Consider the following 25690-nt stretch of genomic DNA (forward strand, 5'->3'; position numbering starts at 1 on the left):
GGTGGCGTCCCGTACCTCCCCGGGACCGCCGGGTCAGCCGGTGGCGTTCTCCACGTTCTTCTTCGCGGTCGACCAGGCCTTGTCGGGCGATGTGCCCTTGCGCTCCACCTCGCTCAGCGCGTTGGTGATCTGGTCGGCGACGCTCTTGTCGTGCACTCCGAGGACCTGGACGGGCGCCGCCTTGGCGGCGTCGCCGAAGATCTGGCCGATCGGCGCGTCGGAGAAGTACGGGTCCTTGGCGGCCGCGACCTTGGCGATGGCGCCGGTCGACGACGGGAAGTTGCCCTGCTTGGTGAAGAGCTTCGCCTGCTGCTCGGGGGCGGTGAGCCACTGGATCAGCTCGTACGCCTCCTTCTTGTGCTTCGCGGCACGGGGGATCGCGAGATACGAACCGCCCCAGTTGCCTGCGCCCGCGGGCAGCTTGGCGATGTCCCACTTGCCCTTGCCGGCGTCACCGGCCTGGCCCTTGATGTAGCCGAGCATCCAGGCCGGGCAGGGCATGGTGGCGAACGAGCCTGCGGAGAACGCCTGGTTCCACTGCGGTGACCACTGGTCGAGCTTGGCGCTCAGGCCCGACTTCGCCGCCTCGGCGGAGGCGGCCCAGGCGGCTTCGACCGCCGGGTTGTCTTCGTAGATCAGCTTCCCGGAGGCGTCGTAGTACCGCTCCTTCTCCTGGCCGATCATGATCGTGTAGAGGCTGCCGACGCTGTCCATCCAGGCGCTCTTGGCCGGAGCCTTCTTCTTGTACTCCTTGCCGAGCGCCAGATAGCCGTCCCAGGTGGACCACTTCTTCGCCAGCTCCGCACGGTCGGTGGGCAGACCGGCCTGCTTGAAGAGGTCGGAGCGGTAGCACATGGCCTCCGGGCCGACATCCGTACCCAGGCCGAGGACCTGGCCGTCCTTGCCTGTCGCCGCCGACCACTTGGCCTCGGCGAACTGGTCCTTGAGCTTGTCGGCGCCGTACTGCTTCAGGTCCTCGAACTTGTCGGCCTGCTGCTGGGTGACCGCGGCGATCCGGCCCACCTCGATGCCTTGCACGTCCGCCAGTCCGCCACCGCCGGCGAGTCGTGTCTGCAGCGACTTCCAGTAGTCCTGCTCGTCCTCGGTGTCGGTCTGCTTGATCTTGACGTTCGGGTGGAGCTTCTCGTACTCCGCGTAGAGCCCGGCCTCCTTGTAGCCGAAGGATCCGAAGAGGTCCACGGTGAGCGTGACCTTGCCGCCCGCACTGTCGGACGTGCCGTCCGACGATCCGGATCCACAGGCGGCGAGCAGTGCCCCCGCGAGCGCGACCGCACCCAGGCGGACCGCGGCTCTCTTGGCGGCTCGGGCGTTGGGCATGGGAAGCCTCCCTTGGCTTCGGTGGAGCGAGAGCGCTTGAGAGCGCTCTCAGAGATGCGACTGGAGCGTGCCCCGGAGGTGTCCGCCCCGTCAAGACTCGAAGGGATAACGGCTTGGACTCGGCGCGAACTACTGCCTGTGTCCCGCGTATTGACACTTCTGATTCAGGAGTTTTACGTTCCCATCATCTGAGAGCGCTCTCGGACGCCCCTTCCCGTGATGACTTCGAGGTGCCGTCCATGCCAGCCACCCGCACCAGACCAGCTGCCGCGCTGGTACTGGTCTCCGCCCTGGCCGCCTTCGGTCTGGGCCCGGCCGCCATCCCCGCGGCGGCCGCCACCGTCCCCGTAGGCTCTGGCAGTTACTCCGACACCCGCCCCGCCGGTACGTCGGGCCCCACCACCAACACCGGCGTGCCGGTCACGCCCAAGGTCACCCCCGCAGCCAAGGACAGGCCGGTCCCCACCAACGACTGGTGGTCCTCGCTGGCCTTTCAGCGGTACGGCGACAACCCGTACTCCACCCCCATGTACGGCCACCCGCTCACCTACCGGGCCACCGCCGGCGGACTCGAGGTCGGCTACCCGACGGCCCCGGCCATCGTCGGCGAAGGCCGCCAGTACGAGTACGCCCACCAGGGGGACCTGACCCTCGGCCTCACCGGGCTCAACTCACCGGACACCAAGGCCGACGACTGGTCCGACTGGACCGTGACCCCCTACTGGTCCGACGGAGCCCGCACGCTGCGCACCACCATCGGCCACGGCCTGCCGTTCGTATACGCCAAGGGCTCCGGAGGCGATGCCCAGATCACCACGGCTGCCGCGCCCACCGTCTTCGCCGACCAGGGCAATGTCCTCGGTATCACCGTCGCAGGGCACCACTACGCGCTGTTCGCGCCGAGCGGCAGCGACTGGACGGTCTCCGGCTCCACCGTGACCGCGGGACTCGGCACCAAGGACTACTTCTCGCTGGCCGTACTGCCCTCCACCGACGCGCTGGCCACGTACAAGAAGTACGCGTACAGCTTCGTCACCGGCTCCAAGGCGAGCTGGAGCTACACCGGTGGCACCGTGAACGCCACCTACACCCTGACCACCGAGGCCATGGAGGGCACCGAGCGCGGCACGCTCCAGGCGCTCTACCGGCATCAGTGGCTGAACACCACGGACGCGCTCACTCCATACACCTATGTCTCGCCGCGCGGCACCATGAAGGTCCGTGAGGCGACCTCCTTCACCACCAGCCAGAAGGCGTCCGCGGTGCTGCCCGCACTGCCGAAGACGAACGCGGTCGACACGGCACGGCTCAGGGGCTACCTCGACGCGGTGGCGAACGACCCCGACCCGTTCAAGGGCTACACGGACACCTACTGGACCGGCAAGGTGCTCGGCCAGCTCGCCCAGCTCGTGCCCGTCGCCGACCAGATCGGTGAGACCGCGACCAGGGACAAACTGCTGGCCCTGATGAAGGGCCGGCTCCAGGACTGGTTCACGGCAGGCGGCGCGAACGAGTTCTCGTACGACCAGGTCTGGAAGACCCTCACCGGCTACCCGGCCTCGTACGGCAGCGACACCGAGCTCAACGACCACCACTTCCACTACAGCTACTACGTCTACGCGGCCGCCGTCGTCGCCCAGTACGACCAGTCCTGGGCCGCCGAATCGGCCTGGGGCGGCATGGTGAAGACCCTGGTGCGGGACGCGGCGAACCCCAGCCGCACCGACACCGCCTTCCCGTTCCTGCGCGGCTTCGACGTGTACGCGGGCCACAGCTGGGCCTCCGGGCACCAGGGCTTCGCGGCCGGCAACAACCAGGAGTCGTCGTCGGAGTCCACCAACCTCAGCGCGGGCCTCGTGCTGTGGGGCTCGGCCACCGGCGACACCGCGTTGCGCGACCTCGGCACCTATCTGCTCACCACCGAGTCCGAGGCGATCGCCCAGTACTGGTTCGACGCCGACCAGCAGGTCTTCCCGTCCTCCTTCGGGCATGACACGGCCGGCATGGTGTGGGGCAGCGGCGCGGCGTACGCCACCTGGTGGACCGCCAACCCCGAGGAGATCCACGGCATCAACGCCCTTCCGCTCACAGGGGGTTCACTGCACCTGGGCGGTGAGAAGGCCGCGATCCGCCGCAATATCGCCGAGATGGAACGGGAGAACGGCGGCCCGGCCGTCGAATGGCGCGACATCCTCTGGGAGTTCCAGGCACTGGCGGACCCCGCGGCGGCGAAGTCCAAGTGGGACGCCGGCGGCGAGGGCTACACCCCCGAGCAGGGCGAGTCCAAGGCGCATACCTACCACTGGATCAGCACACTCGACGCGCTCGGCGCCCCCGACGCGACGGTCACGGGCGACATCCCGAGCTCCGCGGTCTTCACCAAGGGCACGGTACGTACGTACGCCGCGCACAACTACGGCGCAACCGCCCGCACGGTCACCTTCTCCGACGGCAAGACGCTCACCGTCCCGGCGCGCTCGACGGCGACCGGCACCGGAAGCGGGGGAGGCGACCCGGACCCGGATCCCGATCCGGAGCCGTCGACGGGCAACACCTTCCAGCTCCGGACGGGAGGGGTGCTCACCACCGCGACGGGCGGTACGGCGGGCAGCGACACGATCGCGTCGGCGGGCGGCGTCAACTACGACGGCACTCCGCATCAGCCGCTCGTCTATGAGGTCAAGCAGGTCAACGGCACACTCACGCCGGGCGCGGCCACCGCGTTCCGCCTCCGGCTGGACGCCGGCAGCACCGTCGGGCTCGGCCAGCAGGCCCGTATCAGCTACGACTTCACGGGTGACGGCACCTTCGACCGGGCGGAGACCTATCAGTACTTCGCGACCGATCCGGTGGCGGGCTGGGAGGAGTACACGCAGTCCCGCGGTCTGAAGTCGGCGACCGGCATTCTCGGCGACCTCAGGGGCGGCACGGTACGTCTGGAGGTGTGGAACGCCATCGGCAACGGTACGTCCCGGCTCCGGACGGGCACGGACGAGTCCGTGCTGGTGATCCCGTTCGGCTAGCGACCTTCCTTCGCCGGAGGTACGGCGGGGCCGGGGGACTCCCCCGGGCGGTGGTGCGGCCGGAGCCGCCGCCGCTGCCCGGGGACGGTGCGCCCCGCCGGCCGCAGTCCGGAAAACCTGCCACCGATCCGGCGGATGCGGGTCCCTGGCCGGGCCTCAGTCCGGCCCCTGCCTGATCCCTGGCCGGGCCTCAGCGCGGCCCCTGCCTGCCGCCGGCGTACTTGGCGGCGAGCCTGGCCAGCGCCACCGCGGCGACCAGTAGTCCGAAGTCGCGCAGCGCGACGTCGTAATAGCCGGGAATGCTCAGCAGGTTGATGATGATGCCGGCGAGCCATCCGGCGACCAGCCATCCTCCGAATCGCGGCGCGACCGCGACGACGACGCCCGCCAGGACCTCGACCACGCCTACGGCGTACATCGCTGCCTGGGCGCTGCCCGGAACGATGTTGTCGATCCACGGCGCGAGGTAACCGGGCCAGTCCACGAGGAGATTGGCGAACTTGTCCAGGCCGAACAGGACCGGCGCCACCGTGAACACGATGCGCAGGCAGAGAAACGCCTGGTAGCCGGGGTCGGACAGCGCGTCCCGCCGGGGGGTGACGGACTGCGCGGACAGGGATGCGGACATGGCCCCTCCTTCTCTCTTCTCTTCTATCAACAACTTTCATTAACGATAGAAGCGCCGGTTCTCTTAAGTCAATGGCCGTGGGTTTTACACTTGTGCCGTGGACCATCCCCGTGACTCAGACTTCTCCGCCGTCGCCGCCCTCGACGAGCCCACCCGCAGACGGCTGTACGACCACGTCATACGGCAGGTGGCACCGGTCGGTCGCGACGAGGCTGCCGAGGCTCTGGGCCTCGCGCGGCAGACCGCCGCGTTCCATCTGGACCGTCTCGCAGACGAAGGTCTGCTCGATGTGGTGTACGAACGGCGCAGCGGACGGAGCGGACCAGGCGCGGGACGGCCCGCCAAGCTCTACCGGCGTTCTTCGAAGCAGGTCACCGTCAGCCTGCCGGGGCGCCGTTACGACCTTGCCGGGCGGCTGCTCGCGCAGGCGCTGGAAGGATCCGAGGCCACGGGTGAGCCGCCACGGGAGGTGCTCCACCGCAAGGCCCATGAGGCGGGCAGGGAACTGGGTGCGCAGGGCGGCGCCGACACTCTCGAACTCCTGGAGCGGTACGGCTTCGAACCGCGCGCCGAGGGGGACACCGTCATCCTGCGGAACTGTCCGTTCCATGCGCTGGCTCGTGAGCACACCGAGACGGTGTGCGGCATGAACCTGCACCTGCTGGGCGGCTTCCTCGACGGACTGCACGAGACCGGGCTCCGGGCGTGCCTGGACCCCGCCCCCGGCAGGTGCTGCGTCCGCCTGGAACCGGCGGGCCAATGAGCGGAGATCCGAACGAGACGGCCCGGCCGACACCCAGCACGGGACGGGGCACGGACGTCAGGCCGAGGCACGCCGCACCAGCGTCGTCGGGGTGATCACCGAAGCGGGGGCCCCGGCGCTCGGCTCGTCCTCGTTCAGTACGCGCATCAGCAGCCGGACCATCAACCGGCCCATTCCCTCGATGTCCTGACGGATCGTCGTCAGTGGCGGATCGGTCGACTCGACGACCGAGGGCATGTCGTCGAAGCCGACCAGCGCAACATCCTCGGGCACCCGCCGACCCTGCTCGCGCAGTGTCCGCAACGCCCCCGATGCCATCAGGTCGTTCGCGGCGAAGACAGCGTCCAGTTGGGGGCGGCGCGCCAGCAGCTCAGCCATCGCGCGGGCGCCGCTGTCCGCGGTGAAGTCGCCCTGGCAGACCAGCTCCGGGTCGGCATCCAGCAGGACGTCGCGGTAGCCGTCGATCCGGTCGAGCGCGGAGGTCTGGTCGCGCGGGCCCGCGATGTGCGCGATGTTCTCGCGGCCGAGAGAGACCAGATGCCGTACGGCCTCCCGGGCGCCGCCGCGGTTGTCGCAGTCGACATACGGGACGGCGAGCTCGGAGGCGGCACCGGGCCAGCCGGGGCGGCCGCCGAAGACGGTCGGCACCTTGACCCGGCGGATGATCGACGGCAGTTCGTCGTCGTCGTGCAGTGAGAAGGCCAGCGCGCCGTCGACATGGCCGCCGCCGAGATAGCGGGCGATCCGGTCGTAGTCACCGGGCCCCTCCACCCACAGCAGCACCAGCTGGGAGTCGTACGCCGTCAGCTCACGGCTGATGCCGCGCACCTGCTGCTCGAAGAAGGGGTCCGAGAAGATCCTGAACTCGGGTTCGGCAATGATCACGGCCACCGCGCCGTTGCGCCGGGTGACCAGGGTGCGCGCCGCGTGGTTCGGTACGTATCCGAGCTCCTCGACCGCCTGACGCACCTTGTCGACCAGCGGCGGCCGGACACCGGCACCGCCGTTGACGACCCGGGAGGCCGTGGCCCGGGAGACGCCGGCGCGGGCCGCGACGGCTTCCAGAGTGGGGCGGGACCCAGTGGTCTGCTCGGGCAAGGCGGGCGCTCCTCGGCTGCTTCAGTCGGCTGCTTCAGACGACAGCGGGGGCGAACGCTGCCGGGTACAGGATATCCGGGTCCCGGCGATCTTCTGAGAGCGCTCCCCCGCAGTAGGCGGAAGGGGAGAGGGAGGGGCAGGAGAAGGAGGGGAATGGCAGAGCGCCGCCGTCCCTCGCGGGGCGGCGGCGCCTCGGCCTGCATCTCAGTGATCGTGAATGGTGTTCGTCGCGGCGATCTTCTTCCAGGACGCCGGCCGGCCGTGCTCGACGTCCGTCCGGGCGATCCGCGCTCCGGCAGCCGCCGGAGCGCCCGGCTTCGAGGGCTGGTAGAGCCAGGTGTCGAAGAGCCCGGCCAGCGGCTTGCCCGAGATCTTCTCGGCGTACTTCACAAAGTCGCCGACCTTTGCGTTGCCGTAGGCGTGCTCCTGCGGCCAGCCCTTGAGGATGGCCGAGAAGTCTTCGTCGCCGACCTTGTTGCGCAGCGCCTGCAGCGCCAGCGCGCCCCGGTCGTAGATGGCGATGTCGAACTGGTTGTCCGGACCCGGGTCGCCCGGCTTGACCGTCCAGAACGCGTCGTCGGCCGGGTGCTGGGCGTAGACGTAGTCCGCGAGTTCCTGCGCGGTCCCCTCGCCCTCCTTCTCCGACCACAGCCACTGGCTGTAGCGGGCGAAGCCTTCGTTGACCCAGATGTCCTTCCATCCGTCGACGGAGACACTGTCGCCGTACCACTGGTGGGCCAGTTCATGGACGACGACGGAGACATTCGCGCCGTTCGCGAACTGCCGCGGGCTGTAGAACGGCCGTGTCTGTGTCTCCAGCGCATAGCCGCTGGTCACATTGGGAACATAGCCGCCGAGCGCGTTGAAGGGGTACGGGCCGAAGACCCCGGTGAGCCACTCGGCCACCTCGCCGGTCCGCTCGACGCTCGCCCGCGCCGCGCCCGCGTTGTCGCCGAGATCCTTGCTGTACGCGTTGAGGATGGGCAGCCCGCCGGCCGTCTTGTCGGTGGTGATGTCGAACTTTCCGACGGCGAGTGTGGCGAGATACGACGCCTGCGGCTTGTTGGACCGCCAGTTGTACCGTGTCCGGCCCAGCTTCGAACTCTGCGACTGCAGCACGCCGTTGCTGATCACCTGGGTGCCGTCCGGCACCGAGACCGAGATGTCGTACGTCGCCTTGTCCAGCGGGTGGTCGTTGCTCGGGAACCACCACACCGCCGAGTCCGGTTCCTGGGCGGCGACGCCCCCGTCCGGGGTGCGGTGCCAGGCTGTGTAGCCGCCGATGCTCAGTTCGGAGGGCTTGCCCGCATACCGGACGACCACCGGGACGGATGTGCCCTTCTCCAGCGGCGTGGCCGGAGTGATGACCAGCTCCTGGTCGCCCTCCTTGGCGAACTTCGCGATCTTGTTGTTGACCCGTACCTCGCTGACCTTCAGACCGAAGTCGAGGTTGAAGCGGTTCAGGTTCTGCTTGGCGGTGGCGAGGATCGTCGCCGTACCCGCAAGCAGATCCGTCGTGGGCTCGTAAGTGAGCCTCAAGTCGTAGTGGGATACGTCGTATCCGCCGTTTCCGCTGGCCGGGTAGTAGGGGTCGCCGATGCCCGGGGCGCCCGGAGAGGAGTCGGCGGCCGATGCCGGGATCGCCAGCAGCAGAGAGGCCGCGAGCGCGCTCGGGACGATGAGTCTGCGGTGCACGGATGCTCCAAATCGTAGGGGCGAACGATCTCCTGAACCCTATTCAGGCCCGGTGCTCACAGTCAGGAGCGAAGCTCGGCCTTTCACATGATCGCCATTCGGTCGACATGAACCCTGGTGTCCCTTCGGTCACTTTGATGCCCTGATTGCCCTCTGTTGCAGGGGAGTTGGCCGGAGTACCTTCCGCCCATGCCGATACGTGCGCGGGTCACCCGCTTGACGTACAGATCGCTGGTGGTTGCGGCCTCGGCCGCTCTGATGGCCATGGTTCTCTCGCCGACAGGAGCGCAGAGCGCCCCGGTACGCGAGAGCAGACCCGTCTACTCCTACGAGCACGCGATCCGTGAATCCGTGTGGGTGGACACCCGGCTCGACGGCGACGGCGACGGGAGGACCGACCGCGTCGCCGTCGACATCGTCCGGCCGCGCGAGCCCGCCCGGCAGGGCCGGAAGATCCCAGTGATCATGGACGCCAGTCCGTACTACTCCTGCTGCGGTCGCGGCAACGAGAGCCAGAAGAAGACGTACGACGCGAACGGCAATGTCGTCCAGTTCCCGCTCTTCTACGACAATTTCTTCGTTCCGCGCGGCTATGCCTTCGTCGCGGTCGACCTGGCCGGAACCAACCGCTCCGACGGCTGCGTCGACGTCGGCGGCCGCTCCGACGTCCAGTCCGCCAAGGCTGTGGTGGACTGGCTGAACGGCCGTGCCCGCGGCTACACCACCCGCACCGGCGGCGAACCCGCCCGCGCCGGCTGGACCAACGGTCGCACCGGCATGATCGGCAAGAGTTACGACGGCACGATCGCCAACGGCGTTGCCGCCACCGGGGTCGAGGGGCTCAAGACGATCGTCCCGATCTCCGCCATCTCCTCCTGGTACGACTACTACTTCGCCAAGGGAGCCCCGCTCTACGACTCGGGCCCCGAGTGGCTCTCCGGCTATGTCGAGAGTCCTGAGGCCCGCGCCCGCTGCCAGGCCGTCCAGCAGCGACTGGTCGACCAGGCCCCGCGCACCGGTGACCTGACCCGGCTGTGGAGCGAGCGGGACTATACGCGCAACGCGGACAACGTCACGGCGAGCGTCTTCGCCGTCCACGGTATGCAGGACCTCAACGTCCGTACCAAGCACTTCGGTCAGTGGTGGGACGCGCTCGCCGACGAAGGCGTGGAGCGCAAGGTCTGGCTCTCGCAGACCGGGCATGTCGACCCGTTCGACTTCCGGCGCGCCGATTGGGTGGCGACCCTGCACCGCTGGTTCGACCACTACCTCCTCGGCTACGCCAACGGCATCGACCGTGAGCCGATGGCCGACATCGAGCGCGCTCCCGACCAGTGGTCCACCGACCGCGCCTGGCCGCCACGCGCCACCGGCATCACCGTCCTCCGCCCGGGGAACGGCACGGCCGCCGGTGTCGGCACCCTCGGTCTGAAGCCCGCGCGCCCCGGCTCCGTCGAGACGTTCACCGACGACCCGGGGCTGGACGAGACCGACTGGGCCGCCCAGGTCGGGAGTTCGACCTCCGCCAAGGCCGGATTCATCTCCAAACCGCTCGGCCGTGATCTTCGTCTGTCCGGTTCCTCCAAGGTGACGATCACCGCCACCCCGTCGACCTCCAGCGCCCATCTCTCAGCGGTGCTCGTCGATCTCGGCCCCGACACCATCCGCGACTACGCTGCCGCCGGCGAAGGCATCACCACCCTCACCGAACGCACGTGCTGGGGCGCGAGCACCCAGGGCGACAGCCCCTGCTTCAAGGTGACGCGGGCGCGCACGGCTGCCGTCGACTACACGGTCTTCAGCCGCGGCTGGGCCGATCTGGGCAACTACGCCTCGGACGCCGAGGGCCGCCCGCTGACCCCCGGCAGGGCGTACACCATCACCCTCGATCTGCACGCCAGTGACCATGTCGTCCCGGCCGGCCACCGGCTCGCCCTGATCGTCGGCGGCACCGACAAGGACCTCATCGACCCGCCGGCCACCACGCCGACTCTCAGCCTCGATCTGGCCCGGACATCGGCGCGGCTGCCGATCGTCGGCGGTACGGCCGCCTTTGTACGTGCCACCGCAGGGTCCGCCGCGGCAGTCTCCCCGAGCCCGTCCCGGCTCAGCGGTGTGGCCGAGCCGCGAGCGATCCGCCCGATCCCGGAAGGTGGCCGATGAAGCTTCGCATCCGCACGCTCGTCCTCACCGTCACGGCCGCGGCGCTGACAGTGCCGCTGGTGACGGCGCCGGCCGAGGCGGCGCACACTCTGCCCCGTACCGGCTTCGAGACCAGCGATGGCGCGCGGTGGACCAGCCGGCCCGAGGAGCAGGAGTTTCTCGCCGCCGTCGACCGGGGGAGCGACCGGATGTCGGTCGACCGGATCGGGACGACGAAGCAGGGCCGTCCGCTCCAGCTCGTACGGATCGGCGCACGGCACACCCCGAACACGGTGCTGCTGATCTGCAGTCAGCACGGCGACGAGCCTTCCGGCCGCGACGCCTGTCTGAGCCGGATCCGCGATCTGGCGTACGCGAGAGACAGCGAGACCCGGCACCTGCTGTCCCGGACCCGGATCCTCGTCGTCCCCACCGCCAACCCGGACGGACGGGCCGCGAACACCCGCGGCAACTCCGACGGCGTCGACATCAACCGCGACCACATCGCCCTGCGGACCGCCGAGGCGCGGGCGATGGCCGCCGTCATCCGTGACCAACGCCCGGACATCGTCTACGACTTGCACGAGTACGGCGCCACCCCGCCGTACTACGACAAGGATCTCTTCGACCTCTGGCCGCGCAATCTCAACACCGACGCCAGGGTCCACCAGGAGTCGCAGACCCTCTCCGACCGTTACGTCCGCCCGGCCGCGCACGAAAGCGGCTTCAGTACCGGCACCTACGGCATCTGGACCGACCCGGTCACCGGCGATCCCATCAAGCAGACCGCCGGAGACGGTCAGGAGCGCATCCTGCGCAATGCCGCCGGCGTCAAGAACGCCGTAGGTCTCCTCGTCGAGAGCCGCGTCGATGCCATGACCGATGCGGAAAAGGCCGATCCCTCGCTCAACAACCGGCGCCGGGTGACCAGTCAACTCGACGCTCTGGGCGGGCTGTTCTCGTTCGCCGACCAACGGCGCGCCCGGATCGAGGCCGCGACCACCCGAGCCCGGCTGGTGGGGTTCAAGGACCGCGGGCCCGTCTATCTGGGTGGCGCCGACAATGATCCCGCGACGGCGGAGGAGACCCTGACGGATCCGCCCTGCGGCTACCGCCTCGATGCCGGGCAGTACGCGGAGGTGAAAGACGAACTGGCCCTGCACGGCGTCGCGTCACGGCCGGACGGGGACGGGGTATTCGTACCGCTGTGGCAGTCCCGGCGCCAACTGATCCCGCTGCTGCTCGACTCGCGTGCCACGTATCACCTCACATCGGGGCAGCTGGTCGACTCCTGCTGAGCCCCTCCCGGCGGTGATCGCGGGCCATGAACAGTACGACGGGACTGCGAGATGCGCATCGGGCCCGGTGCGGCGGAGGTGAGCCGGCAGGAGGCAAGGTGTGTTGATCAGTCGGGTAAAGTTACCCGCTGGTACTGACCAACCACCCCCTCAACGGGGGCGCACAACCTTGCACTTGGAGAATGAATGCGCCGTATCACCACACTCGCCGTGACCGCCGCGATGGCCGGCGGCCTGCTGTTCGCCGCCGCCCCCGCGCAGGCGGTCACCGCCTCCGCCAAGTCGGGCGCGGCGACCCGCGGTGTCGTCATCTGTGACTACAACAAGATGCGTGCCCAGGTCGCCGATCTCAGGCAGAAGGCCGCGCAGCTGGACCACCTGGGTGCCCACGCCGAGGCCAAGAAGGCCCGCGCGCAGGCCGACGCGCTCCAGCGCCGGATCCAGGCGTGCCTCGACGCCGAGAACAACGCGTAAGTCTCTCGCGTTCCGGCGTCGCCCGCTCCGATACGCGTCGGGGCGGGCGACGCCCGTTGGTTCTCAGGAGGCCAGTGCCGCGGCCGCCTCCGCGCGGCCCCGGGCGACCGTCACGCCCGCGCCGCCGTGACCGTGGTTGTGGACCAGCAGCCCGCCGCCCGGCAGCGGCTCCGCCTCCATCCGCGCCCCTGCCGCTCCGGCCGGGCGCCGACCCACCCGGGTGTCCGGGATCCGCGCATCCGCGATCTCGGGACGGAACAGCGCCCACGCGCGGCGATCTCCTCCGCGTCGTGGGATCGGGCGCGAGCCGCCAGTCGTCCTCGTCCGCCGTGCCGCCGAGGATCAGCCGCCCCGGCCGCGGAAAGAAGTACATCGTCCTTCGCGAGGTGTGGTCGGCCACTGTGCCGCGTCCCGTGTCACGCCCGTACGCGGCGTCCGCTCTCCGCCGGCACAACGGCCGTCGTCAGGCCGATGACCCCGCGCCCGCCACCATCACATCGCCGCGCACGGCGGGACCGCAGCCCAATACCGGCTGCTGTGCTCAGATCACCTCATAACTGGGGATACTCAGGACATGTCTGCCGAGTACGCGACCTTCGGGCTGGCGCCGGCGATGCGGGCCGGAGGAGTTCTCGCCGATGGTGGCCACCAAGTGCACCGGGACTTCACTGACTTCATCGTCGACGGGCGGCCCCTGCTGTTCCAGCTCTCCGACCTCGACGCCGTCTCGCCGCTGGCCTCGGACATACCGCCGGCGATCTTCACCGCCCACGTACGCGTGCTGCTGCTTCAGGCACCGGCGCCGCTGGAGGGAGGCCGCTGTGTGATCTACGGCTGTCCCGAGTGCGAAGGCATCGAATGCGGAGCGGTGACGGCCGTCATCGAGCGCGACGGGGACGACATCGTGTGGCGGGACTTCGCCTGGCAGACGGACGGGAGAGCGGACCTGGAGCTCAACGGCTACCACGGGATGGGGCCGTTCCGCTTCCGCGGCGATGAGTACCGGGCCGAGCTGGAACGCCTGCTGACGGACGTCGGGGACGCCGGGCCCGTGCGCCGCAGGGTGCTCCTGATCGGTGCGCGGGTGGCCCTGCTCGCGAAACTCGCCGCCGCGCTGAGGACCATCGGCATCGGCGCGGAGATCACGAGCGATGCCGCCGGCGTCCCCGCAGAGGAACTGCGCACCTATGGCGCGGTCGCTTTCGGGCGCGCCATCGACGAGCGGGAACGCGCGGAGGTGCGTACGGCGTTCGAGCGGGCGCAGGTGCGGGTCGCGTACGTGGACGGGCTCGCCCCGATCATTCCGCTGCTGGTCGCGCAGATCGAACACGCTCTGGACCGGGGTCCGTCGGTGTGCCGCAGACTGACCCGGCTGACGGTGTCGGACGGCGCGGCGGACGTGGAGGTGACCTCGACATGCCGGGTGCGGCTGGTGGCGTACCGCCTGGACCGGCTCCACCGCACGCATACACGGGAGCTGTTCCACGGGATGCTGGAGCCGGGCAAGCAGCGAATTCCGGTGGACGCGCGGGCGGTGAAGGGGCAATCCTTCCTTGTGGCACGCACCACGGGGAGCGTGCTTGTCGCACCGATGGTGCACTGACGACGATGGCCCGGGCGAGCCGCGAATCGCCACGCACGATGTACCGACTGAACCGAAGGCCCACCGACTTTTCCGGGGCGAGGCCCTCGCACCGGACTCCTTCCGTCGACCGGGGTGAGCGCGGACCCGGCCAGGGGTGGCAACCAGAGCCGTGGAGGCGATGAGCGGCCGCGGCGGACCCTCCATCCGCACCCGTACCCGCGAGGAACTGCGCCGCACCCGTCGTCCCCGCGCCCACTCCTGCTGGGATCACCTCTACGCCGCCCCTCTCTGGCCGCTGCACGGGGCCAATCTCGGCACCCTCGCCCGTACCTGTGACGCCGTCGGTGCCTGTCTCACCGTGCCGCGTTTCCCGTGGGTGCCCGAGGCCCTGGCCCGCGGCAACACCCTGCGCAAACCGCTCTGCGTGCACTGGACCGGCGACCCGCTGGGCTGGCTCGCCCGGCAGCGTGAGCGGGGCGTGCGGATCATCGGGGTGGAGCTCGCGGACGAAGCCGTACGACTCGGTGACCTGCCCGCCGCCCGGCAGCCCACCGTCATGGTCGTGGGCCACGAACAGAGAGGCATCCCGCCCGAGGCGCTCGATCTGCTCGACGAATGCGTCGAGATCCCCATGGTCGGCACCGGCGCCAGCCTCAATGTCGCGGTCGCGGGATCCCTTGCCCTGTACCGGCTGGCGGGCCTCCTGTGAAGGGCCCCGTTAGGATCACCCATCTGATGACTGCAACCCTCGTCGCCAAGGATCTCGCCGCAGGACACGGTGACCGCTCGCTCTTCTCCGGGCTCGACCTCGTCGTCGCGCCCGGCGATGTGATCGGCCTCGTCGGTGTCAACGGCGCCGGCAAATCGACCCTGCTCCGTCTGCTCGCCGGACTCGACCGTCCGGAGCGGGGCGAGCTGAAGCTCTCCCCGCCCACCGCCGCGGTGGGCCATCTGCCGCAGGAGCCCGAGCGGCGGGCGGAGGAGACCGTACGGGACTTCCTCGCCCGCCGTACCGGCGTCGCCGCGGCCCAGATCGCCATGGACGATTCGACCCAGGCGCTCGTCGACGGCGCGCCCGGCGCCGACGACGCGTACTCGACCAGCCTGGAGCGCTGGCTGGACCTCGGTGGCGCGGACCTCGACGAGCGGGCCGAGGAGGTCGCCGCCTCGCTCGGTCTGACCGTCGGGCTCGACCAGCCGATGACCGGCCTCTCCGGCGGCCAGGCTGCCCGCGCCGGTCTCGCCTCGCTTCTTCTGTCGCGTTACGACGTCTTCCTGCTCGACGAGCCGACCAACGACCTCGACCTGGACGGTCTCGATCGCCTGGAAACCTTTGTCAAGGGCCTGCGCGCCGGCACCGTGGTCGTCAGCCACGACCGCGAGTTCCTCACCCGCACCGTCACCAAGGTCCTGGAACTCGATCTCGCGCAGCAGCGGATCACCCTGTACGGCGGCGGATACGCGGCATACCTGGAGGAGCGGGAGACCGCCCGCAGGCATGCCCGCGAGGACTTCGAGGAGTACGCCGACAAGAAGGCGGCGCTCGAGGGCAGGGCGCAGATGCAGCGGTCCTGGATGGACAAAGGGGTCAAGAACGCCCGCCGCAAGGCCACCGACAGCGACAAGCTCGGCCGCAAGTTCCGCAGCGAGGCCAGCGAGAAGCAGGCCTCGAAGGCCCGCCAGACGCAGCGCATGATCGAACGCCTGGACACGGTGGACGAGCCCCGCAAAGAGTGGGAACTCCGTATGGAGATCGCGTCGGCCCCCCGATCGGGATCGGTCGTCGCGACGCTGCGCGGCGCGGAGGTCCGCCGCGGCGACTTCAGCTTCGGCCCGGCCGACCTCCAGATCGACTGGGCGGACCGGGTCGCCATCACCGGAGCCAACGGCGCGGGCAAGTCCACACTGCTCGCCGCTCTGCTGGGCCGCCTCACCCTCGACGCGGGCCACGCATCGCTCGGCTCGGGCGTCGTGGTCGGCGAGGTCGACCAGGTCCGTGGCCTCTTCTACGGCACCGAGACCCTGCTCGACGCCTTCTGCGCGGCCGTCCCGGAGACCGAACCGGCCGAAGTCCGCACCCTGCTGGCCAAGTTCGGCCTCAAGGCGGAGCACGTGATGCGCCCGGCGACCACGCTCTCCCCGGGCGAGCGCACCCGCGCCGCGCTGGCGCTGCTCCAGGGCCGCGGCGTCAATCTCCTCGTACTCGACGAGCCGACCAACCACCTCGACCTGCCGGCGATCGAGCAGCTGGAGTCCGCGCTCGACTCGTACACCGGCACACTGCTGCTGGTCACGCACGATCGCCGGATGCTCGATGCGGTCCACACCACGCGCCGTATCGAGGTGTCCGGAGGAAAGATCACGGAGCACTGAGCGCGGCCTTTCCGGCATTCCTGGACCTGGACGGGAAAGAAGCCGCTGAAGCTGCTCGGCGTGGGCGTGGGCATAGGCGGGGGCGCGGGCGTGGACGTGGGTTTCCACGGCTCGCCGGAAAGCTGAGCGACGCAGGACGACGCAAAAGGGTCCCGCCACCGGACGGTGGCGGGACCCGAGTACGCGGTCAGCCGCGCCGCTTGGGATCCGCAAGGCCTGCGCGCCGCAGCGCGTCCGCCATCGCGCTGTTCGCCGGCGCCGGGGCCTGGCGGTCGCCGCCACGGTCCCCGCCGCGGCCGCCCTGGCCGCCCTGCCCGCCCTGCTGACGGCGCTGCTGCGGCGGACGGCCGCCCCGCTCACCCCGCTCACGCTGCTTCGGGCCACCGCCCGCCTTCGGCGTGGCCTCGTCCTCCAGCCGCAGTGTCAGGGCGATCCGCTTGCGTGGGATGTCGACGTCGATGACCTTCACCTTCACCACGTCGCCCGGCTTCACCACATCCCGCGGGTCCTTGACGAAGGTCTTGGACATCGCCGACACATGGACCAGACCGTCCTGGTGGACACCGACGTCCACGAACGCGCCGAACGCAGCGACATTGGTCACCACGCCCTCCAGAACCATCCCCGGCGCAAGGTCGCCGAGCTTCTCCACGCCCTCCTTGAAGGTGGCGGTCTTGAACGCAGGCCGCGGGTCGCGCCCCGGCTTCTCCAGCTCCCGCAGGATGTCCGTCACCGTAGGCAGACCGAACGTCTCGTCCACGAACTCCACCGGCTTCAGCGAGCGCAGCACCGGTGCGTTGCCGATCAGCGAGGCCACCTCGTCACCCACGGCCTTCACCATCCGCCGCACCACCGGATATGCCTCCGGGTGCACGCTGGAGGCGTCCAGCGGGTCGTCCCCGCCCCGGATCCGCAGGAAGCCCGCGCACTGCTCGTACGCTTTCGGGCCGAGCCGCGCCACCTCCTTGAGCGCCTTGCGCGAACGGAACGGACCGTTGGAGTCACGGTGCGCGACGATGTTCTCGGCGAGGCCGGTGCCGATGCCCGACACCCGTGAGAGCAGCGGTGCGGACGCGGTGTTGACGTCGACGCCGACGCCGTTCACACAGTCCTCCACGACCGCGTCCAGCGAGCGGGAGAGCTTCACCTCGGACAGATCGTGCTGGTACTGGCCGACACCGATCGACTTGGGGTCGATCTTCACCAGCTCCGCGAGCGGGTCCTGGAGACGGCGCGCGATGGAGACGGCTCCGCGCAGCGACACATCCATGTCGGGCAGTTCCTGCGAGGCGAACGCGGACGCGGAGTACACCGAAGCGCCGGCCTCCGAGACCATCACCTTGGTGAGGCCCAACTCCGGGTGCTTGGCGCACAGTTCACCGGCGAGCTTGTCGGTCTCCCGGGACGCCGTGCCGTTGCCGATCGCGATCAGATCGACCGCGTGCTCCTTGGCCAGACGCGCCAGTTTCGCCAGCGACTCCTCCCACCTGTTCGCCGGGACGTGCGGGTGGATGACGTCCGTCGCGACGACCTTGCCCGTCGCGTCGACGACGGCGACCTTCACACCCGTACGGAAACCGGGGTCGAGTCCGAGCGTCGCCCGCGTACCCGCCGGCGCGGCCAGCAGCAGATCCCGCAGGTTCGCCGCGAAGACCCGTACCGCCTCGTCCTCGGCGGCCGTACGCAGCCGCAGCCGCAAGTCGATCCCCAGATGGACCAGGATCCGGGTTCGCCAGGCCCAGCGCACCGTGTCCAGAAGCCACTTGTCGCCGGGCCGCCCCCTGTCGGCGACGTCGAAGCGCCGGGCGACCATGCCCTCGTACGCCGAAGGGCCCGGCTGCTCGGACGGCTCCTCCGGCTCCAGCACCAGGTCGAGGATTTCCTCCTTCTCGCCACGGAGCATGGCGAGCACCCGGTGCGAGGGCAGCTTGGTGAAGGGCTCCGCGAAGTCGAAGTAGTCGGCGAACTTGGCGCCCGGCCCCTCTTTGGCGTCGCCCTTGCCCTCGCGTACCTTCGCCGCGAGCCGGCCCCGCGTCCACATCCGTTCGCGCAGCTCGCCGATCAGGTCGGCGTCCTCGGAGAAACGCTCGGTCAGAATCGCCCGTGCGCCGTCCAGCGCCGCGGCGGCGTCCGCCACACCCTTGTCCGCGTCCACGAAGGCCGCCGCGGCCGCGAGCGGCTCCACCGACGGGTCGCCGAGCAGGCCATCGGCGAGCGGCTCGAGACCGGCCTCGCGCGCGATCTGCGCCTTCGTCCGCCGCTTCGGCTTGAACGGCAGGTAGATGTCCTCAAGACGCGCCTTGGTGTCGGCGCCCCGGATCTGCGCCTCGAGCGCCTCGTCCAGTTTGCCCTGCTCGCGTACGGACTCCAGGATCGCGGTCCGCCGCTCCTCCAGCTCCCGCAGATACCGCAGCCGCTCCTCGAGCGTGCGCAGCTGCGCATCGTCGAGCATCTCGGTCGCTTCCTTGCGGTAGCGCGCGATGAACGGCACGGTCGACCCGCCGTCGAGCAGCTCGACGGCCGCCTTCACCTGCCGCTCGCGTACGCCGAGCTCCTCGGCGATCCTGCCTTCGATGGACGTCGTCACGGTTCCCCGACTCGCCTTCTCATGCTGGCTGTGCTGGAAAGTGCATTGTGCCGGGTGGCCGGGCGCCGTGTCGCCCGTAGCCTCAGCCGTGGCGCGTCCGGCCGCCGCCATGTGAGGCTCCGCCGAAGAGCCGGGCCAGTGCCCGGAAGGGCAGAGTGACCACGGTGGCGATCGCCGAGCCGATCTGCCGGAGTACATCTGCGATGGCGCTGAACAAGGGAACCTCCGAAGACGGGTGTCTGTCACCGCTCGGGTACCCCGCGGGACCTCGGTAAACGTCAGCCCTCCTCGGTGATCGTCAGCCCTTGCCGCCACTGATGTCCGCGGGGAAGGCGCCCGCGCTCACCGCGGCCATCAGAAAGCCGCGCCCGAGCTCGGTCAGCCGCTCGACGCCCTCGGCGCCCAGATGCTCGTACGGTGCCCGGTCGAGGCGGTCCGTGTGCTCCTCCAGCTCGGCCCGGAGTCCCGCGCCCGCCTCGGTCAACTCGCCATCGCCGTCCAGCAGCCCGCGCTCGCGCAGACGTCCCTCGGCCGCCTCCCAGTCCGCACGCCGCCAGCCGCGCGTGGCCAGAATCCAGCGCGGCGCCATGCCCTTGCCGGTCGCGGTGTGGCTCACCAGGGCCTCTACGGGGTCGAGCTCCGCGGAGAGCAGCGCCACGAGATGGGCGTCCCCGCGATGTTCGCGCAGCAGGGTCGCGGCATGCCAGTAGGCGAGATGCGGCTCCTCGGGCACGGGCAGATCGGCGTGCGCCGCGTACAGGGGCCGGGCGTGCCGGGTGCCTGCCTCGGCGGCGCGCAGCGCCAGCTCCGCGGCCTCCGCAAGCTCCTTCGACGCGACGACATCGTCGCCGAGCAGCCGCCGCAGCGTGCTGTCCACGGCACGCAGCCGCGCCTCGAGCACGGCCCCGGGGGATGCGGTGTCCCACACTGCGGGCAGATGCCGGGCGATCAGCTCGTGGTTGAAGTTGTAGAAGGCCGCGGCGACCACACCCGGCCCCACGGCGCCCATCGCGGCGCCGCGCCCGGCGAAGTAGGCGGCACTCGCGTCCTCGATGCCGAGCTGCGCGAGCTGCTGCGTGAAGTCGGGCGAGAAGTAGACCGTCGAGTGCAGCGGGTTGAGGGCATTGTGGCAGCGGCGTCCGGCGCGCGATGTCGGAGAACTCATGAGAAGAACGTTACCGACTGGTCGGTACGTAGTGAAGTCCAGGCCCATGGCAGGAAAGGTGGGGTACTCGTCATTGCGGACATCTCCGCCACGGCCAAGCATGGACACCATGACCCAGCGATCCGTACTCGTCGTTCTCTTCGACGACCTGCAGAGCCTCGATGTGACCGGCCCGGTCGAAGTCTTCGCGGGCGCGAGCCAGGCGGCCGGCGGCGCGTACGGGATCCGAACCGCTTCCCTGGACGGTGCCCCGGTCCGTACCTCCAGCGGGCTGACGCTCGTCCCGGACACCAGCCTCGCCGACGCCGTCGGCCCCCACACGCTGCTGGTACCCGGCGGCAACGGCACGCGTACCCCGGACCCGCGCCTTGTCGACTGGCTGCGCGTCCACGCCCCGCGGGCCGAGCGTCTGGTCTCCGTCTGCACCGGAGCCCTGCTGCTGGCCGAGGCCGGTCTGCTCGACGGCCACCGGGCCACCACGCACTGGGCCAGCTGCGACCATCTCGCCCGCCGCTATCCGGCCGTCGACGTCGAACCGGATCCGATCTTCGTACGCGACGGAAAGCTGGCCACCTCGGCCGGTGTCACTTCCGGCATCGACCTCGCCCTCGCCCTGGTCGAGGAGGATCTCGGCCGGGACATCGCGCTGACCGTCGCCCGCCATCTCGTCGTCTTCCTCAGGCGACCGGGAAACCAGGCGCAGTTCAGTGTCCAGCTCGCCGTACAGACCGCGCGCCGCGAGCCGCTGCGTGATGTGCAGCAGCACATCACCGAGCATCCGGAAGGGGATCTCTCGGTCGAGGCACTCGCCGCCCGCGCCAGGCTCTCGCCCCGCCATTTCGCCCGCGCCTTCCAGGAGGAGACGGGTACGACACCGGGTCGCTACGTCGAGCGGGTCCGTCTGGAGCATGCGCGCCGGCTACTGGAGGACAGCCCCGACGGCGTGGAAGAGATCTCGCGCGGTTGCGGCTACGGCACTCCGGAAGCCATGCGCCGCGCCTTCGTCAAGGCGCTGGGCACGGCACCGGCCGAATACCGGCGCCGCTTCCGCGCCCTGACCACGAAGTAGCCGGAAGAGCCGAAGCAGCCGGAAGAGCCGAAGCAGTCCGGAAGACCGGTAAGAACCCGAACCGAGAGGGACCGACCAGCATGCAGATCGCCATTGTCCTCTTCGACCGCTTCACCGCCCTGGACGCCGTGGGGCCCTACGAAATGCTCTGCCGCCTTCCCGGCGCCGAGGTGGTCTTCGTCGCCGAGCACACCGGACCGGTCAGCAACGACCGCGGCGACCTCGCGCTCGTCGCCACGAAGACGTTTGCCGAGGTGAACAGCCCGGATATCGTCGTCGTCCCCGGCGGCCCCGGCCAGAGCGACCAGATGGAGAACGAGACACTGCTGGGCTGGCTGCGCGCCGTCGACGCCACCACGACCTGGACGACCTCGGTCTGCACAGGCTCGCTGCTGCTCGCCGCGGCCGGCCTGCTCAAGGGCCGCCCGGCCACCTCGCACTGGCTGGCGCTGGACTTCCTGCGCCGGTTCGGCGCCGAGCCCACCGGCGAGCGTGTCGTCACCGACGGCAAGTACGTCACCGCCGCGGGTGTCTCGTCCGGCATCGACATGGGGCTGACGCTGGTCGGCAGGATCGCGGACAAGGAGCACGCGCAGGCTGTACAGCTGCTCACCGAGTACGACCCTCAGCCGCCGTACGACGCCGGATCGCCGCAGAAGGCCCCGGCCGCGCTGGTCGAGGAGTTCCGTACAAAGAGCCGCTTCATCCTCCGGTAGACCATCGGCCGGACCATCGGCCGGGCGATCAGGTGGTCCAGGTGAACCGGGGCGCTCTGCGCTCCAGGAAGGCGGCGACCCCCTCCGCGGGGTCGCCGCTGCCGCGCGCCTGCTCCTCCCAGTGCGTGTCACGGTCGGTGCGGCCCGTGGCGAACTCCTTCGCCGCGGCCTGGGTGAGCTGGGAGCGCGACGCGATGATCCTGGTGAACTCCGCCACCCGCTTGCCCAGTTCGGCGCCCGGCAGCACCTCGTCCACCAGACCGGTCCGCAGCGCCCGCTGTGTATCGATCAACTCGGCGGAGAACAGCAGATACTTGGCGGCGGCCGGACCCACCAGCGAGACCAGCCGCCGGGTGGAGGAGGACGGGTAGACGATTCCGAGTTTCGCCGGCGTCACGCCGAACAGAGCGCCCTCCTCCGCGAACCGCAGATCGCACGCCGCGGCCAGCTGGCAGCCGCCGCCCACGCAGTAGCCGCGCACCGCAGCAAGCGTGGGCTTCGGGAACGCGGCCAGCGCCTCCTCGGCCCGTACGGCCAGCGACTGGGGGGCCTCGCCGGGCTCACGCAGCGAGGAGATGTCGGCGCCGGCGCAGAAGGTCGGGCCCTCGCCTGTCAGCACCAGCACCCGTACCGCCTCGTCCGTCGCCAGCTGTCCGAGCAACTCGGGCAGCGCCCGCCACATCCCGGCGGTCATGGCATTGCGCTTGGCGGGATTGCTGATGCGGACGGTGGCGACACCGTCCGCGACGGTGTGCGTCAACTGCGGCGAGTGCGAGTGCGAGTGCGAGTGCGAGTGCGCGTGCGGCTCGGACGACTGGGGCGGCTCCATGAGCCGGATGCTATCCGCCGGACCCGAACCTATGATCCTTTGGAGAGCGTCGTCACGGAGCCGGCGAAGCGGCCAGAAGAAGATCAGGAACAGTCGCACTCCTGACGCTGTCATACGCACCCGGTCAAAAACCGTCGATTGGCGCTGACTTCCGTTCAGCGACCCGGTCCGGACCAACTGACTCCCAACACTTATTACTCGATGGTCAGCGGTAATCGATCCGAGGGTGGGTGCCGGCCTATGGAGAGCCGCGGGAGCGTCCCGGCCCGGCCACTGTCGTACGAGGGCGTCTGGCGATTCACCGCTCCTGCCGTCGACGTATCGGTTCCGCAGGCCAGGCATGCCGTACGTGATCTGCTGAACCGCCAGGGCGTACCGGCCCAGGACGATCTCGTCCAGGGACTGCTGCTGATCGTTTCCGAGCTGGTCACCAATGCCGTACGGCACGCGGCGCTGCTCTCGCCCGAGGTCGCCGTCGAGGTCGCCATCGGCGCGGAGTGGATCCGCGTTTCCGTCGAGGACAACCACCCCTACCGGCCCAAGGCTCTGGAGACGGACTACGCACAGACGGGCGGCCGCGGACTGCTGCTCGTACGGGAGATCACCCTGGAGGCGGGCGGATCGTGCGACGTCGAGCACACCGCGAGCGGCGGCAAGATCATCTGGGTCGCGCTGCCGCTGAAGCCGGTCGGCGACAGCGCGCCGCTGTAGACCGCCGCACCGGCTTGCCTCACCAGCCCCCGGACGGCCCTGTGAGCTCCCTGATCGCCGGCCGCGCCGCTTCCAGCACGGTCATGAACCACGCCGAGAACGGCGCCTCCGCGTGCCGGTCGGTCAGCTCCTTCGGCGTCACGAAGGCCGTCTCGCCCACCTCCTCCGGGTCCGGCCGCAGGGGAGCCTGCGCCATCCCGACGAAGAGGTGGTTGTACTCCTGCTCGACCAGGCCCGAGTCCGGGTCCGGGTGGTTGTATCGGACCGTGCCCGCCTCGGCGAGCAGCGAGGGCGAGATGCCCAGCTCCTCGTGCGTTCGCCGGGCGGCGGCCGCGAACGGGGCCTCGCCGGGGTACGGGTGGCCGCAGCAGGTGTTCGACCAGACGCCGGGGGAGTGGTACTTGCCCAGCGCACGGCGCTGGAGCAGCAGCCGCCCCTGCTCGTCGAAGAGGAACACGGAGAACGCCCGGTGCAGCTGTCCGGGCGCCTGATGTGCGGAGAGCTTTTCCGCGGTGCCGATGGTGGTGCCGTACTCGTCGACCAGTTCGAGCAGGATCGCTTCTGGTGCGCCGTTCGACGAGCTGTTCGCCGCGGTGGCTGGTGTGGTCGGCATACCCATCCTTCGCTGTGGTCCTCGGCCCTGCGGGGCCTGCCCAGTCTGCCGTACAAAAGCGGCTTGTCCGCACTTCGGCAGGTCGGGCATGTCCGCCCTCGCCGCGTGCACGCGGCGAGGGCGACCCTACTCACCAGAATTCATCAGAACTCATCAGACCCCGAAGGCCGCCGGATAGCGGATCGTGCCGCGCGGCACGCCCCCCGAGCCGTCGAGCACGAGGACCATCATCGCCTCCTCGGCCACCTCGAAGGTTGGCCTGATTCCGTACCGTTCGGCCGGTTCGAAACCGAACCTCGGGTAGTAGCCGGGATGTCCGAGGACCAGGACGAGCCGTTCCCCGCGCACCCTGGCCAGATCCAGCACGGCCCGGACGACCGCCTGCCCGGCGCCCTTGCGCTGGTGTTCGGGAGCCACCGCGACCGGCGCGAGCGTCAAGGCGGGAACGTCCCCCACATGGCACCGGGTGAGCAGTGCGTACGCCGCCACCGTGCCGTCCGCCGCTTCGGCGACGTACGACGTCCCGGGCAGCCACGCCGCACTGTCCAGACGCAGCGAGTCCACCAGGGCCGCCTCCTCCGTGGTCCCGAACGCCGCGGAATTGACGGCGTGCACGGCCGGGATGTCGGCCGCGGTCTCCGGCCGGGTGCGCCAGCGTGTGTCGGTGGGACGCAGCGCGTAGCCGGTGTAGCCGTACTCGGTGCTGTGCTCACGGCGCATGGCGATCTCCGCCCGGGTGGCCGCGAGCGCCTGCGCCATGCCGGGAACCGCGGCGTCCGCGGTGTCGGCCCGCTCGGCGAGCGGGCCGTAGTACTCGTCCCAGTCGCTCTCGGGCTGGCGGTGTACCCCGAGGACGGTGTAGCCCGCCACGACCGCCGCCGAGGTGTTCTCGACGGTGGTGCGCAGCGCGTAGTGCTGGTCCCAGAAGGCACGGGCCTCGGCGGAGGGGTCCCCGGCCGTCCACTCGCACTCGGTGAGAACCAGCGAGCCGCCCGGCGCGAGCAGCCGCCGCCACTGCCGCAGAGCGTTGTCGAAGCCGATCCCGTACGCGGAACTCTCCGCCCAGACGAGGTCGAACGAGCCGTCGGGGAAGGGAAGTTCTGCCATGTCGGCGTTGACGGTACGGATCGCGTCACCGAGCCCGCGGGCCCCGGCGGTGTGCCGCAGCTCGTCGAGGAACGGCTCGTGCAGATCGACCGCGGTCACCTGCGCACCGGCCTCGGCGGCCAGCAGCAGGGCGGACCGGCCCGGGCCGCAGCCCAGATCGAGCACGCGTGGACGTGCCGGCAGCGGCCCGGTGAGGGCGAGCAGCCGACGGGAGGTGTCGTCGGAACCGGGGCCCTGCCGCGGAAGACCGTGGTGCAGGGCGAAGAAAGCGTTGTGGAGAGCGTTGTCGGACAACGTGGGAATCCTTGATGTGTGCGGGCTCCGGCCGACATGTGAGATCAGGTCGGGCCTACGCGATCAGGTCGGAAGTACCGGATCAGGCCGGAAGTGCCCGATCGGGTCAGACGCACGTGATCGCGTGACGCGGGATCACCTGTCGGCCGAGAGCCCGGAAGCGAGGATGGGCCGGGCGCTGC

The 25690-nt window shown here is 70.0% G+C and carries 21 protein-coding genes and 1 pseudogene; 11 read left to right on the forward strand and 11 right to left on the reverse strand.

The features are described 5' to 3' along the window. Positions 1 to 33: 33 nt before the first annotated feature. Entirely contained in the window at positions 34 to 1338 is a 1305-nt protein-coding gene (locus OG966_RS33990; RefSeq protein WP_326653880.1) for an ABC transporter substrate-binding protein, read from the reverse strand. A gap of 239 nt (positions 1339 to 1577) precedes the next feature. Here OG966_RS33990 and OG966_RS33995 point away from each other — a divergent pair, with 239 nt between their 5' ends. Further along, positions 1578 to 4361, forward strand: a complete 2784-nt coding sequence (locus tag OG966_RS33995) for a glycosyl hydrolase (RefSeq protein WP_326653882.1) — start codon at positions 1578 to 1580, stop codon at positions 4359 to 4361. A 190-nt stretch (positions 4362 to 4551) separates the two neighbouring features. Here OG966_RS33995 and OG966_RS34000 read toward each other — a convergent pair whose 3' ends face one another. Then, the gene (locus OG966_RS34000; protein ID WP_326653883.1) at positions 4552 to 4989 is read right to left on the reverse strand and encodes a hypothetical protein; all 438 of its coding nucleotides are present in this window, start codon (positions 4987 to 4989) and stop codon (positions 4552 to 4554) included. A 97-nt stretch (positions 4990 to 5086) separates the two neighbouring features. Between OG966_RS34000 and OG966_RS34005 the strand changes: the two genes are divergently transcribed. Further along, positions 5087 to 5752 carry a helix-turn-helix transcriptional regulator gene (locus OG966_RS34005; protein ID WP_326653884.1) on the forward strand — a complete coding sequence of 222 codons (666 nt, stop codon included), beginning with the start codon at positions 5087 to 5089 and terminating at the stop codon, positions 5750 to 5752. 57 nt (positions 5753 to 5809) lie between these two features. Here the strand turns inward: OG966_RS34005 and OG966_RS34010 are convergent, their stop codons facing one another. Further along, entirely contained in the window at positions 5810 to 6850 is a 1041-nt protein-coding gene (locus OG966_RS34010; RefSeq protein WP_326653885.1) for a LacI family DNA-binding transcriptional regulator, read from the reverse strand. Between the two features lie 204 nt (positions 6851 to 7054). Continuing rightward, the gene (locus tag OG966_RS34015; RefSeq protein WP_326653886.1) at positions 7055 to 8545 is read right to left on the reverse strand and encodes a M1 family metallopeptidase; all 1491 of its coding nucleotides are present in this window, start codon (positions 8543 to 8545) and stop codon (positions 7055 to 7057) included. A 189-nt stretch (positions 8546 to 8734) separates the two neighbouring features. Between OG966_RS34015 and OG966_RS34020 the strand changes: the two genes are divergently transcribed. The 3 genes from OG966_RS34020 (at position 8735) to OG966_RS34030 (ending at position 12459) form a co-directional block, all read left to right on the forward strand. Continuing rightward, on the forward strand, positions 8735 to 10708 hold the full coding sequence (locus OG966_RS34020; RefSeq protein WP_326653887.1) for a Xaa-Pro dipeptidyl-peptidase: 1974 nt from the start codon (positions 8735 to 8737) through the stop codon (positions 10706 to 10708). Beyond that, positions 10705 to 11985 carry a M14 family metallopeptidase gene (locus OG966_RS34025; protein WP_326653888.1) on the forward strand — a complete coding sequence of 427 codons (1281 nt, stop codon included), beginning with the start codon at positions 10705 to 10707 and terminating at the stop codon, positions 11983 to 11985. Before OG966_RS34020 ends, OG966_RS34025 begins: the two co-directional genes overlap by 4 nt. 186 nt (positions 11986 to 12171) lie before the next feature. Next, complete coding sequence (locus OG966_RS34030; protein ID WP_326653889.1) at positions 12172 to 12459, forward strand: hypothetical protein; 288 nt, start codon at positions 12172 to 12174, stop codon at positions 12457 to 12459. 63 nt (positions 12460 to 12522) lie between these two features. Here the strand turns inward: OG966_RS34030 and OG966_RS34035 are convergent. Further along, a pseudogene (locus OG966_RS34035) lies at positions 12523 to 12862 on the reverse strand (FAD-dependent oxidoreductase); the annotation flags it as partial. 171 nt (positions 12863 to 13033) lie between these two features. Here OG966_RS34035 and OG966_RS34040 point away from each other — a divergent pair. The 3 genes from OG966_RS34040 (at position 13034) to OG966_RS34050 (ending at position 16417) form a co-directional block, all read left to right on the forward strand. Then, entirely contained in the window at positions 13034 to 14062 is a 1029-nt protein-coding gene (locus tag OG966_RS34040) for an oxidoreductase (RefSeq protein ID WP_326653891.1), read from the forward strand. Positions 14063 to 14222: 160 nt separating this feature from the next. Then, positions 14223 to 14753 (forward strand): TrmH family RNA methyltransferase, encoded by a 531-nt coding sequence (locus tag OG966_RS34045; protein ID WP_326655489.1) that lies wholly within the window; start codon positions 14223 to 14225, stop codon positions 14751 to 14753. Positions 14754 to 14779: 26 nt separating this feature from the next. After that, positions 14780 to 16417, forward strand: a complete 1638-nt coding sequence (locus OG966_RS34050; RefSeq protein ID WP_326653892.1) for an ABC-F family ATP-binding cassette domain-containing protein — start codon at positions 14780 to 14782, stop codon at positions 16415 to 16417. Positions 16418 to 16604: 187 nt separating this feature from the next. Here OG966_RS34050 and OG966_RS34055 read toward each other — a convergent pair whose 3' ends face one another. From OG966_RS34055 to OG966_RS34065, 3 genes are all read right to left on the reverse strand, one after another. Then, positions 16605 to 19004, reverse strand: a complete 2400-nt coding sequence (locus tag OG966_RS34055; protein ID WP_326653893.1) for a Tex family protein — start codon at positions 19002 to 19004, stop codon at positions 16605 to 16607. Positions 19005 to 19086: 82 nt separating this feature from the next. After that, positions 19087 to 19221 (reverse strand): LPFR motif small protein, encoded by a 135-nt coding sequence (locus OG966_RS34060; RefSeq protein WP_326653894.1) that lies wholly within the window; start codon positions 19219 to 19221, stop codon positions 19087 to 19089. 81 nt (positions 19222 to 19302) lie between these two features. Further along, entirely contained in the window at positions 19303 to 20169 is an 867-nt protein-coding gene (locus tag OG966_RS34065; protein ID WP_326653895.1) for an SCO6745 family protein, read from the reverse strand. Positions 20170 to 20278: 109 nt separating this feature from the next. On the opposite strand from OG966_RS34065, the gene OG966_RS34070 reads away from it, so the two are divergent. Next, positions 20279 to 21238 carry a GlxA family transcriptional regulator gene (locus OG966_RS34070; RefSeq protein ID WP_326653896.1) on the forward strand — a complete coding sequence of 320 codons (960 nt, stop codon included), beginning with the start codon at positions 20279 to 20281 and terminating at the stop codon, positions 21236 to 21238. An 80-nt stretch (positions 21239 to 21318) separates the two neighbouring features. Continuing rightward, the gene (locus tag OG966_RS34075) at positions 21319 to 21954 is read left to right on the forward strand and encodes a DJ-1/PfpI family protein (RefSeq protein ID WP_326653897.1); all 636 of its coding nucleotides are present in this window, start codon (positions 21319 to 21321) and stop codon (positions 21952 to 21954) included. A gap of 28 nt (positions 21955 to 21982) precedes the next feature. Here the strand turns inward: OG966_RS34075 and OG966_RS34080 are convergent, their stop codons facing one another. Beyond that, positions 21983 to 22783, reverse strand: coding sequence for an enoyl-CoA hydratase/isomerase family protein (locus tag OG966_RS34080; RefSeq protein ID WP_326653898.1), 801 nt, complete (start codon positions 22781 to 22783; stop codon positions 21983 to 21985). Positions 22784 to 23023: 240 nt separating this feature from the next. Between OG966_RS34080 and OG966_RS34085 the strand changes: the two genes are divergently transcribed. Continuing rightward, entirely contained in the window at positions 23024 to 23494 is a 471-nt protein-coding gene (locus tag OG966_RS34085) for an ATP-binding protein (protein WP_326653899.1), read from the forward strand. A 19-nt stretch (positions 23495 to 23513) separates the two neighbouring features. On the opposite strand, the gene idi is transcribed toward OG966_RS34085, so the two are convergent. Together idi and OG966_RS34095 are read right to left on the reverse strand one after the other, a co-directional pair. Further along, positions 23514 to 24107 carry an isopentenyl-diphosphate Delta-isomerase gene (idi, locus tag OG966_RS34090; protein WP_326653901.1) on the reverse strand — a complete coding sequence of 198 codons (594 nt, stop codon included), beginning with the start codon at positions 24105 to 24107 and terminating at the stop codon, positions 23514 to 23516. Positions 24108 to 24260: 153 nt separating this feature from the next. After that, entirely contained in the window at positions 24261 to 25508 is a 1248-nt protein-coding gene (locus OG966_RS34095) for a bifunctional class I SAM-dependent methyltransferase/N-acetyltransferase (RefSeq protein ID WP_326653902.1), read from the reverse strand. Between the last annotated feature and the right edge of the window lie 182 nt (positions 25509 to 25690).

Origin of the sequence: Streptomyces sp. NBC_01750 (assembly GCF_035918095.1) — a bacterium.
Classification (GTDB): Bacteria; Actinomycetota; Actinomycetes; order Streptomycetales; family Streptomycetaceae; genus Streptomyces.